We start from the raw sequence: 10,796 nt of genomic DNA on the forward strand, positions 1-10,796 counted from the left end.
TAGCACATTTCGTGCGCCAGTAAAGACAAAACTCCGCTTTGGGTTGCTAATGGACCGCTTGGCTTAGTCGGCATGCTGAAAAGCGGCGCGCCGCTTCCTACATCTCTGTCGGGTGCAATCGCGTCGAACGGGGTGTCGCATGATCAGATTCGTCATCATCCTGCCGCTCATCGTCGTGACCTCGCTTCTCCTGATGAAGGCCGTCAGCGATCTGAAGAAGGCCAACATCGACTGGACGGGCGTCACCACGATCATCGGCTTCATCGTGCTGGCCTTCTGGCTGCGGCACGTGACGGGGATGGGGTGAAGGGGAGTGAATGGTGAATGGTGAAAGGCGGCGTTTTCTCGACCATTCACTCATTCACCCATCCATCGAACCTTTTGCCACCGCTCCGCCACAACTGATCACCAGGGGCGAATGGTCGCCTCGATCAGAGATAGGAGCAGTCCCGAAAGATTTGAGCCGCTTCCGGCCACTCAAAAAAATCAGAAAAAACTTCGAACCTTTTCCGCGCTGCAACGACAGATGATCAAGAGGCGGATGGATCGCCTCGGTCAGGAACCAAGGAGATCATCATGTTCAAGCGCACGCTCGTTTCGACCCTTATCGCCACCTCTGTCGCCGCCGGCACGCTGGCCGGCACCGTCCAGCCTTCGGCCGCTCACGACCATCATCACCGCCGCGAGCTCGGCATCGGCATCGCCGCCGGCGTTGGCGGCTTCGTCCTGGGCAACCTGCTCGCTCAGCAGCCGCGTACGGTCTATGTCGAGGATGGCTACCACGGTTCCTGGCATGTTCGCCGCTGCATGGCCCGCTATGCCAGCTACGATCCGGGCTCGAACACCTACATCGGCTACGACGGCTATCCGCATTACTGCCGCCTCTGAGAGCAATTCCAGGAAAACCGCATAGCGGTTTTCCGTCCGGAATTGCGTAAAACCAGATAAAACAGAGGAGAGCCACCGTCTCGCAACCGGAAAGGGGGCTTCGCGGCCCCTTTTTCGCCTGGTGCTAGGAGGTCTTGGCCTCGATCGCCAATCCCGCGCTGCGGCAGGCGCCGGCAACAGCAAGCCCGGCATTCGGCGATTCACCGCTCATCGCGACAAGTTCGAAGCTGTTTCCAGCATCCGGGTAGACCTTGGCAATGAAGGTTTTGCCGTCGCTGGAGCCGCCGGCTGAGCGCTTGTCGTCGACAAAGCCGCAAACCACGATCTCCTGGCGGCCGTTCAACGTCCGCTCACCGGCAAGCATCGCCCCGAACTTCGCCGAGACTGGATCCTTCAAGTGCTGGCGGACGCCGGCGGTAATGATCTCCTCGAGGGCGAGCGAGATCGGTATGGAATCGACGCGCTGCCGGTTCGAGTCCGGCACCGGTGTCGTGGCGGCGCATCCGCAAAGTGAAGCGGCGAGCAAGAGTTGAACCGTTTTCAGCATCCCCGCCCTTTCGCATGCATTCGAACGCCGCGGCAAGATGGCAGGGCCTATCAGCCGACGGTGTACAGCGATACGTTTAGTCTGGCCCGCTTCGAGATAGCGGCCAAGAGCGCGCTGCCCGGCGCATGATGCCGGGGTCATGCGCAAACAAAAGCTGTCGTAGTCAGTAGGCTTTCACGCCGCCGATCATCTTCGTCACCTCGGCCGCGGCCTCGCGCACCAGCGGGCCGATCTCCGTCAGGCGCTCCGGCGTTACCCGCACCGTCGGACCGGACACGGAAACACCGCCGATCGGCTCGCCGAACTCGTTGAAGATAGCGGCGGCGACGCAGCGCATGCCGGGATGGCGTTCCTCGTCGTCGACCGACCAGCCGCGATGCTTGATGATCGCCAGATCATGAGCCAGCGCCGAGATGTCGGAAAGCGTCTTGTCGGTGTAGCGTTGCAGGCCGGCCTTGCGCAGGATGGCGGCGACCCGCTCCGGCTCGAGATGCGCCAGCACCGCCTTGCCGATGCCCGACGCATGGAAGGAGCTACGCGTGCCCGGCCGGAAGAAGGCGCGGATCGCCTGATGCGTCTCGACCTGACTGACAAAAACCACGCAATCGTCCTCGGCGACGCCCAGATTGGCGGTCTCGCCGGTCTTTTCCATCAGTTCCTGCATGACGATGCGGGCGCGGTCGACCAGCTTGCGGCGGCGCAGGAAGGCGGCGCCCATGCGGTAGGTCTCGACGCCGATCGACCAGAGCTGGTCGGTCGAGTCGAACTCGACCATGCCGTGGTTCTCCAGCGTCGTCAGCATGCGGTAGGCCGTTGAGGCGGCGATGCCGCTGCGCGCCGCGATCTCGCTCAAGGACAAGCCGCTGGCGTCCGCGACGATCGCCAGGATGCGCAGCGCGCGGTCGAGCGACTGCACCGAAGCCGCTTCCTGCGGGCCATTGAAGGCACGCGGACGGCCGCGTTGGCGTTTTTCTGTGGTTTCCATGCACGCATTCTCCGCAATTTCGCGCGGAGCACAATGAAAAAGTTTTTCACTGGCTGCCGTAGCGATTTTCTGGAAAAGGAAAAGATCAGTGAATTCAGCAATGTACAGCAGTTTTCTAGAAATGAAAAAATATTCTGAAAAAATTGAAAAATCGAGAATGCGCTGGCATTCTGAAGCCAACCAACGAAGTGGAGGCTGAACATGGCCAGGATGCGCGCTGTCGACGCGGCGGTTCTCGTTCTAGAAAAGGAAGACATCACCAATGCCTTCGGCGTGCCGGGCGCGGCGATCAACCCGCTCTATTCGGCGCTGAAGGCGCGCGGCACCATCCGCCACGTTCTCGCGCGCCATGTCGAGGGCGCCTCGCACATGGCTGAAGGGTTTACCCGCGCCAAGGCCGGCAATATCGGGCTCTGCATCGGCACCTCAGGTCCGGCCGGCACCGATATGATCACCGGGCTCTATTCCGCCTCGGCGGATTCCATTCCCATCCTCTGCATCACCGGGCAGGCGCCGCGCGCTCGCCTCAACAAGGAGGATTTCCAGGCCGTCGACATCGCTTCGATCGCAGCACCCGTCGCCAAATGGGCCGTCACCGTCATGGAACCCTATCTGGTGCCGATGGCGCTGCAGAAGGCGTTCCACCTGATGCGCTCCTCGCGACCGGGCCCGGTGCTGATCGACCTGCCGCTCGATGTGCAGCTTGCCGAGATCGAATTCGACATCGAGGCCTATGAGCCGCTGGTTCCCTTCAGGCCGGCAATGACGCGCGCCCAGGCCGAAAAGGCTTTGGCGATGCTCAACCAGGCGCAAAAGCCGCTGATCGTCGCCGGCGGCGGCATTATCAACGCCGATGCTTCCGATTTGCTGATCGAGTTCGCCGAAGTCACCGGCGTGCCGGTCATTCCGACGTTGATGGGCTGGGGCGCGATCCCCGACGATCACCGGCTGATGGCCGGCATGTGCGGCCTGCAAACCTCGCACCGTTACGGCAACGCGACAATGCTTGAGGCCGACTTCGTCTTTGGCATCGGCAACCGCTGGGCCAATCGCCACACCGGGTCGGTCGACGTGTACACGAAGGGCAAGAAATTCATCCATGTCGACATCGAGCCCACTCAGATCGGCCGCGTCTTCGCGCCGGATCTCGGCATCGTCTCGGATGCGGGCGCGGCGCTGAAGATGCTGCTCGACGTCGCCACCGAGTGGCGTACGGCCGGCAAGCTGCGCGACTGGTCGGGCTGGGCGAAGGAATGCCAGCAGCGCAAGAAAACCATGAAGCGCAAGACGCATTTCGAGCAGGTGCCGCTGAAGCCGCAGCGCGTCTATGAGGAGATGAACAAGGCTTTTGCCCGCGACACCACCTATGTCACCACGATCGGCCTGTCGCAGATCGCCGGCGCGCAATTCCTGCATGTCTACAAGCCGCGCAACTGGATCAACTGCGGCCAGGCCGGCCCGCTCGGCTGGACGCTGCCGGCCGCGCTCGGCGTGCGCGCCGCCGATCCCGATCGCGCCATCGTCGCGCTCTCCGGCGACTACGACTTCCAGTTCATGATCGAGGAGCTGGCGGTCGGCGCGCAGCACAAGCTGCCCTACATCCACGTCGTCGTGAACAACGCCTATCTCGGGCTGATCCGCCAGGCGCAGCGCGGCTTCTCGATGGACTACGAGGTGAGCCTCGCCTTCGAGAACGTCAACCGGGCAAACGATCCCGAGGCCGGCTACGGCGTCGACCATGTCGCGGTCGCCGAGGCGATGGGCTGCAAGGCGGTTCGTGTGCGCAAGCCGGAAGAGTTCGCCGGCGCCTTCAAAGAGGCTGAGCGGCTGATGAAGGAACACCAGGTCCCGGTCGTTCTCGAATTCATCCTCGAGCGTGTCACTAACATTTCCATGGGCACCGAAATCGACAAGATCACCGAATTCGAGGAGCTTGCCGAAAGCCACGAGGATGCGCCGACGGCGATCGTGATGCTCGATTAAGGTCCGGCGGAAAGAAGGAGCAAAAGAATGCCGCGTTTTTCAGCCAATCTTTCGATGCTCTTCGGGGAGCACGAATTCCTAGACCGTTTCGATGCCGCTGCGCGCGCCGGCTTCAAGGGCGTCGAATATATCGGGCCGTACGACCATGCGCCGGACGTTGTTGCCGCTCGCCTCAAGAAGAACGGCCTGACGCAGGTTCTCTTCAACCTGCCGGCCGGCGACTGGGCAAAGGGCGAGCGCGGCATTGCCGTGCTGCCCGACCGCGTGCCTGAATTTCGCCAGGGCGTCGCCAAGGCGATCACTTATGCGCACGCGCTTGGCTGCGAGCAGGTCAACTGCCTCGCCGGCATCGCGCCGCAGGGTGCCGATCGCACCACTTTGGAAAACGTCTTTGCCGAAAATCTCGCTTTCGCGGCCGAAAAGCTGGAGCAGGCCAGCATCAAGCTGCTGATCGAGCCGATCAACACTCGCGACATTCCGGGCTTCTTCCTGAATTACACCGATCAGGCGCTGGCGCTGATCGACCGCATCGGCTCGAAGAACCTGTTCCTGCAATACGACATTTATCACATGCAGATCATGGAGGGGGATCTCGCCCGTACCATCGAGGCAAACCTTGGCCGCATCGCGCATATCCAGCTTGCGGACAATCCCGGCCGTCACGAGCCGGGGACGGGCGAGATCAACTATCCCTTCCTCTACGACCATATCGACCGGCTCGGCTATCCCGGCTGGATCGGCGCCGAATACAAGCCGAAGGCCGGCACGGAGGTAGGACTCGGCTGGTTCCGTCAGTTCGCCGGGCAGGGGAGTGCGGCGGCTTAGGCGCTTCTCAACCAGCGTCGCCCCTGCCCCTCACCCTTACCCTCTCCCCGTGAAAAACGGGGAGAGGGGTCGCCAGCGCTGGAGCTTGTCTTATCTCCCCGTCCTTCACGGGGAGAAGGTGCCGGCAGGCGGATGAGGGGCGGCGCCAGCCTTCGATCCATTCGGACAAAGATCTTCAGGAGACCGCAAAAATGGAAACCATCGGCTTCATTGGCCTCGGCATCATGGGCGCGCCGATGGCGGGGCATCTGCTCGACGCCGGCTACCCGGTCATCGCCAGCGACCATCGCTCGAAGCCGCCGGCCGCTCTCGCGGCCAAGGGGCTGAAGACCGTCACCGGCCATGATGCGGTGGCCAGCGCCGCCGGCATCATCATCACCATGGTGCCCGACACGCCGCAGGTGGCGGATGTGCTGTTCGGCGAAAACGGCGTCGCTTCAGCTCTGTCGAAAGGCAAGCTCGTCATCGACATGAGCTCGATCTCGCCGATCGCCACCAAGGACTTCGCCAAGAAGATCAACGATCTCGGCTGCGACTATCTCGACGCGCCGGTATCCGGCGGCGAGGTCGGCGCCAAGGCAGCCTCGCTTACCATCATGGTTGGCGGCGAGGAAGAGGCGTTCGAGCGCGCCATGCCGGTGTTCGAGAAGATGGGCAAGAACATCACGCTGGTCGGGCCGAACGGCGTCGGCCAGACCACCAAGGTCGCCAACCAGATCGTCGTGGCGCTCACCATCGAGGCGATCGGCGAAGCCCTGGTCTTCGCCTCGAAGGCCGGCGCCGATCCTGCAAAGGTTCGCCAAGCCCTGATGGGCGGTCTCGCCGCCTCGCGCATCCTCGAAGTGCATGGCGAGCGCATGATCAAGCGCACCTTCGCGCCCGGTTTCCGCATCGAACTGCACCAGAAGGACCTCAACCTCGCGCTGGAAGGCGCCAAGGCGCTCGGCGTTGCGCTCCCCAACACCTCGACGACGCAGCAACTGTTCAATTCCTGCGCCGCCAATGGTGGGGCGAAGGAGGATCACTCGGCGCTGGTCAGGGCGCTGGAGCGGATGGCGGGCCACGAAGTGGCCTAGAAGCGAATAGCGAATAGGGAGTAGCGAATAGGGATTGCAGGCCGACGGGCCGCCGTGTCTCGGCTATTCGCTATTCGCTATTCGCTATTCGCTATTCGCTATGAATTTTCGCGCCGCATAAAGGCTCACCGCCGCGGCATTCGACACGTTGAGCGAGCGGATGGCGCCGGGCATGTCCAGGCGGGCAAGCGCCGTCACCGTCTCGCGCGTCTTCTGGCGCAGGCCCTTGCCCTCCGCCCCCAGAACCAGCGCAATTTTTCCTCCGGCGAAGCTCTTTTCCAGCTCCGCCGATCCCTCGGAATCGAGCCCGATCGTCTGGAAGCCGGCATCGTGCAGTTGACCCAGCGCGTCGGCGAGGTTTTTCACCTCGATCTGGTCGATGTGCTCCAGCGCGCCCGAGGCCGATTTCGCCAGCACGCCCGATTCCTGCGGGCTGTGGCGGGCCGTCGTGATCAGCGCGCCGGCGCCGAAAGCCACCGCCGAGCGCAGGATAGCGCCGACATTGTGCGGGTCGGTGACCTGGTCGAGCACCAGCACCAGCTTTGTGTCGCCGAGCGTGTCAAGGCGCTTGGGTTTAAGCGGTTCCACCTCGATCAGCACGCCCTGATGCACGGCGTCCGAGCCGGTGATTTTGTCGATATCTTTCGGCTCGACCAACTCGGCCTTGAAGAGCAGGGCGGCAAGATCGCCGATCGCCAGACGCTCGGCGGCGTTGCGGGTCACCAGCATTCTTTTGATCTTGCGTCGCGGATTGTCGAGTGCGGCCCGCACCGTGTGCAGGCCGTAAAGCCGCACCAGTCCGTCGGCGGGGCCTTCGCCTGGCGGCACCGGTTGGCGCGGCCGGAATGCCGGCGCGCCGCCCGCCTTCTGGTCGCGATGCGCGCGCCTCAGCTTGGCGTAGTGGGTATCCTTCGGGGTGCCCGGTTTGCTGCTTTTGTTGTCGCTCATGCCGGCCTCTATAACCGTCCCGGCCGGCTAAGGATACGGGCTGCGGCGACGAATGCCGAACATGCTCGAAAAACCCTGGCCGCGCCGGTTGACACCCACCGGCCTTGCCGCCATAAGGCGCATCGCTGATTTCGGAGAAGATCCTTACTCGGGCTCCGGGTCGGCTGAAATGCCTCGTTGCATGGCTCCGGCGGCAGACTGGAGAGGTGCCCGAGTGGTTAAAGGGGACGGACTGTAAATCCGTTGGCTTAGCCTACGTTGGTTCGAATCCAACCCTCTCCACCACTGCCGGCCCGGAAGCCCTGAAACGAAAAGCACCGGAAGTGTGCCACTGTTTTCCGATGCTAGCGCAGGCGGGTATAGCTCAGTGGTAGAGCAGCAGCCTTCCAAGCTGAATATGCGGGTTCGATTCCCGCTACCCGCTCCAGATCTTTCTCCTCGTATGCCTCAAATGAAAGACGCCGAGCACCCGTGGCGCGCGGCGTGTTCGGCCCGCCTTGTGCTTAGCTGTTGAAAGCCGATGTCACCTGATGTTGTGGCGGGACTTGGCCATTCGGCGTCAGCTTGTCGACAACGCCGGGCAGCGCCGTGGACAATTGCCGCAGCAGCTCCTGCTCGTTCATACCGGTACGTTGCGCGATCTCGCGGATCACCGCCGGCCCCAGCGCCGAGCCGAGATCGTTGGCGTTGATCGGCCGGTTCTGGCCGGTGCCGACCCAGGAATCGGCAACGTTGCCGTGGCCGGCGTCTCGCAGTCTGTCGAGCAGCCCGCCCAGTCCGCCGAGCAGGCCGCCATCGGCGGAGGTTCCGGCGGGAGTTGGGGCGGGGGCCTGAGCTTCGGCTGGCTGTTCCTCGCTTCTGCCGCTCAGCATCTTGCCGACCAACAGCGCGCCGAGCGCGATCATCAGGGGTTTGGTGATGTTGCCGCCGGGAACGGCGTTGTCAAAAAGGCCCATCATGGATCTCCTATCAACCAAGTCCACCCGGCGCCAGAATGGCTCAACCGGGGGGATTTTCAAGCTGTCTTGAGCTTTTGACAATCATATGAAAATGATTGGCAGCGGGGGGATTGGAGGGAAGAAATGGGCATCATCAGCTGGATCATTCTCGGCGCGATCGCCGGCTTCATCGGCAGCAAGATCGTCAACAAGACCGGTCAGGGCTTGATCATGGACATCGTGCTCGGCATCGTCGGCGCTATCGTCGGTGGCGTGATCTTCAGCTCCTTCGGCGCATCGGGCGTCACCGGCCTCAACATCTGGAGCCTGATTGTGGCCGTCATCGGCTCGGTCGTCGTGCTCTGGGCCTATCACCAGTTCTCCGGCAGGCGAACGCTGTAGAACGGTCGAACGATCGGCGAAACCACGGCTCGATCGCCGTGGTGGGATCGTCAGCCGAGCGCTGGTCGTCGAACGCGACCGCGCTGCGTATTGGCATTGGATGGCGTGGGGCGGAACGGCGATGGCGGTCCAGATTCAAGGTCTTCCAGTCACCTATTATCCAATCCCGAAAAGCGGCACCAGCAGCGTCAAATATGCGCTGATGGCGCTCGGCGGCAAGCAAACCGCTCTGCTTGACCCGGACAACGACGTCCACAGTCAAATTGCAACCAATTGGGCCGATCCGTTCGAGCCAGTCTATGACGGGCTCAGCGGCAAATTCACGATCGTTCGTGATCCGCTGGAGCGGCTGCTCTCGGCTTATTCCAGCAGGATATTGGACACCGATGTCCTACGGTCACGCTCGCCCAACCTTGCGTTACTCGAGAGCTTTGGGCTGCCGACCAACCCGGATCCCGATACCTTCATCCTCAACATCGAAAAATACTGCGCGTGCTCAGGGGACATCCACTTTCACGTCGCCTCGCCACGCCGCTTCGTCGGTTCCAGCCTGTTCCTGTTCGAGCACGTCTTCAAATTCGAGGACATGGACAAGGTCGGCGCCTTCCTGTCCACGATCAGCGGCAAGACAGTCTCTATGCCGCGGCTGCAGGCAGCCCGGGGCAAGGTCAGTCCGTCGGATCTGTCCCCCGCGGCGTTCAGAAAGGCGATGCGCTTCTGCCGCTACGACTACGGTTTCCTTGTCGACTACTACGATCCGGAACGATGGGGAGGCATCCCCCAAGGCGATCCCGATGAGACGTCCTCGCTGCATGTCGCCGGCAATCTGACCGCTTTTCGCAACGGCCGCCTGGTCTACCCGCGCACGCTGCGCAACCTCGTCGGTTTCCTTGCCAAACGTCCGTTGAAGAAAAGGGTGGGGCTGTAGCGTTCAGCTTTTCAGTCCGGACGACCTCAGGCCACAACGCTCAAGCGCCTCCTTCGCTCGTCGAGCGAGACGATGGCGAGGCCGCTGCCGATCACCAGGAGAATGCCGCAGACGGCGAGCGCGTTGGGGAACTGCCCGAACACCAAAAGGCCGGAAATCACCGCCCAGACGGTGAAGCAATAGTAGAAGGGCGCCACCGCGCTTGTCGGTCCGACGCGATAGGCCATGAAGATGAAGAAGTGACCGAAGATCAGGAACAGGCCGGCGCCGGCAAGCAAAAGGAGATGACGGCCCTCCGGCATCACCCACTGTTCCGAGACAAGGTGTGCGACACCTGAGCCGAGCAGCACGACAACCACGGCGGAGATGGCGACGATCATGCCGGGGACCTCGGCGCCCACCTTACGTCCGGCGAGGTCGCGGGCCGCGGCCAGGGCCGCGTTGCCCAGCGCCAGCAAGGCATAGATGGAAATGCCATGCATCGTCGGTTGCGCCACCATGACGGCGCCGACGAAGCCGAGGCTAATCAGCGCCATTCGCACGGCGCCGATCTTCTCGCCGAAAAGGAGCGAGGACCCGACCAGCACGATGAGCGGCGTGATCTGCCCGAGCGCCGTCGAATCGGCGATCGGCATGTTGGCCAACGCCACGACGTAGCAAAGGATCGCCGCCAGCTCGCAAAGGTTCCGGCGCAGCACCTTGCGTTCGAACAGCAGCGGGATCTGCCTGCCATAGCCCAGCATGAAAAGCAGCGGCATGCCCCACAGTGTGGCGGCCGCGCCACGTAGCAGCAGCACCTCATAAGGCGGCAGCCCTGCGGTCGCGAGCTTCATCATCGTGTCATTGACGAGGTAGGAGCCCGTCGAGACGATCATGAACAGCGGACCGCGGATATTTGCCGGAATGAATTGCATTGGCTGAAGAAATCAGAGCCGGATCGGGGCGGCAATGGGCCAGTTCCGGCCGATCGGGCGTCTACCCGCGCGAAACTTGTCGATGAGCTTGCCGAGGCAAGACGCGCGGATTTGAATTCGCCTGTCGCGATCCTATATGCGCGCCATACCCCTGAAATCAGATCATTGGTTCGGCTCGAGCGAGACAACGCTCAACCACAAGGCACTTGTGTTTTGCGGCCGTTGTCGCTAATCGCCCCGCATTCGACTGAACTGAAGGTCAAGGCCGCCCAAGGAAAGAGACTATGGCAAAAGGTAAATTCGAGCGCACCAAGCCGCATGTGAACATTGGCACGATCGGCCACGTCGATCATGGCAAGACG

12 protein-coding genes, 2 tRNA genes and 1 pseudogene are annotated in these 10,796 nt (G+C 62.4%); 10 read left to right on the forward strand and 5 right to left on the reverse strand.

Annotated features, from left to right (window positions below):
• Positions 1-139: 139 nt before the first annotated feature.
• Together CK224_RS22690 and CK224_RS22695 are read left to right on the forward strand one after the other, a co-directional pair.
• Positions 140-307: a hypothetical protein gene (locus CK224_RS22690; protein WP_082980297.1), complete on the forward strand. Its 168-nt coding sequence runs from the start codon at positions 140-142 to the stop codon at positions 305-307.
• Positions 308-576: 269 nt separating this feature from the next.
• Entirely contained in the window at positions 577-888 is a 312-nt protein-coding gene (locus tag CK224_RS22695; RefSeq protein ID WP_066989901.1) for a BA14K family protein, read from the forward strand.
• 124 nt (positions 889-1,012) lie between these two features.
• On the opposite strand, the gene CK224_RS22700 is transcribed toward CK224_RS22695, so the two are convergent.
• Positions 1,013-1,435, reverse strand: coding sequence for a hypothetical protein (locus CK224_RS22700; protein ID WP_066989547.1), 423 nt, complete (start codon positions 1,433-1,435; stop codon positions 1,013-1,015).
• Between the two features lie 163 nt (positions 1,436-1,598).
• Positions 1,599-2,420, reverse strand: a complete 822-nt coding sequence (gene bhcR, locus CK224_RS22705) for an HTH-type transcriptional regulator BhcR (protein ID WP_095783292.1) — start codon at positions 2,418-2,420, stop codon at positions 1,599-1,601.
• A 201-nt stretch (positions 2,421-2,621) separates the two neighbouring features.
• On the opposite strand from bhcR, the gene gcl reads away from it, so the two are divergent.
• The 3 genes from gcl (at position 2,622) to CK224_RS22720 (ending at position 6,304) form a co-directional block, all read left to right on the forward strand.
• Complete coding sequence (gene gcl, locus CK224_RS22710) at positions 2,622-4,403, forward strand: glyoxylate carboligase (RefSeq protein WP_095783293.1); 1,782 nt, start codon at positions 2,622-2,624, stop codon at positions 4,401-4,403.
• A 27-nt stretch (positions 4,404-4,430) separates the two neighbouring features.
• Positions 4,431-5,228, forward strand: a complete 798-nt coding sequence (gene otnI, locus CK224_RS22715) for a 2-oxo-tetronate isomerase (RefSeq protein ID WP_095783294.1) — start codon at positions 4,431-4,433, stop codon at positions 5,226-5,228.
• A gap of 155 nt (positions 5,229-5,383) precedes the next feature.
• Positions 5,384-6,304, forward strand: a complete 921-nt coding sequence (locus tag CK224_RS22720) for a 2-hydroxy-3-oxopropionate reductase (RefSeq protein WP_245426120.1) — start codon at positions 5,384-5,386, stop codon at positions 6,302-6,304.
• An 84-nt stretch (positions 6,305-6,388) separates the two neighbouring features.
• Here CK224_RS22720 and CK224_RS22725 read toward each other — a convergent pair whose 3' ends face one another.
• Positions 6,389-7,252 carry an RNA methyltransferase gene (locus CK224_RS22725; RefSeq protein ID WP_095783296.1) on the reverse strand — a complete coding sequence of 288 codons (864 nt, stop codon included), beginning with the start codon at positions 7,250-7,252 and terminating at the stop codon, positions 6,389-6,391.
• Between the two features lie 200 nt (positions 7,253-7,452).
• Here CK224_RS22725 and CK224_RS22730 point away from each other — a divergent pair.
• A tRNA-Tyr gene (locus CK224_RS22730) sits at positions 7,453-7,537 on the forward strand.
• A gap of 68 nt (positions 7,538-7,605) precedes the next feature.
• Positions 7,606-7,679 (forward strand) — tRNA-Gly (locus tag CK224_RS22735).
• Between the two features lie 76 nt (positions 7,680-7,755).
• On the opposite strand, the gene CK224_RS22740 is transcribed toward CK224_RS22735, so the two are convergent.
• Entirely contained in the window at positions 7,756-8,208 is a 453-nt protein-coding gene (locus tag CK224_RS22740) for a YidB family protein (protein ID WP_095783297.1), read from the reverse strand.
• Between the two features lie 126 nt (positions 8,209-8,334).
• On the opposite strand from CK224_RS22740, the gene CK224_RS22745 reads away from it, so the two are divergent.
• Positions 8,335-8,592: a GlsB/YeaQ/YmgE family stress response membrane protein gene (locus CK224_RS22745; RefSeq protein WP_095783298.1), complete on the forward strand. Its 258-nt coding sequence runs from the start codon at positions 8,335-8,337 to the stop codon at positions 8,590-8,592.
• 121 nt (positions 8,593-8,713) lie between these two features.
• Positions 8,714-9,520, forward strand: a complete 807-nt coding sequence (locus tag CK224_RS22750) for a sulfotransferase family 2 domain-containing protein (protein ID WP_280952273.1) — start codon at positions 8,714-8,716, stop codon at positions 9,518-9,520.
• Between the two features lie 26 nt (positions 9,521-9,546).
• Here CK224_RS22750 and CK224_RS22755 read toward each other — a convergent pair whose 3' ends face one another.
• On the reverse strand, positions 9,547-10,434 hold the full coding sequence (locus CK224_RS22755) for a DMT family transporter (RefSeq protein ID WP_095783300.1): 888 nt from the start codon (positions 10,432-10,434) through the stop codon (positions 9,547-9,549).
• A gap of 284 nt (positions 10,435-10,718) precedes the next feature.
• Between CK224_RS22755 and CK224_RS22760 the strand changes: the two are divergent.
• Positions 10,719-10,796, forward strand: a pseudogene (locus CK224_RS22760) (elongation factor Tu); the annotation flags it as partial.

Origin of the sequence: Mesorhizobium sp. WSM3862 (genome assembly GCF_002294985.1) — a bacterium.
Taxonomy (GTDB): Bacteria; Pseudomonadota; Alphaproteobacteria; order Rhizobiales; family Rhizobiaceae; genus Mesorhizobium.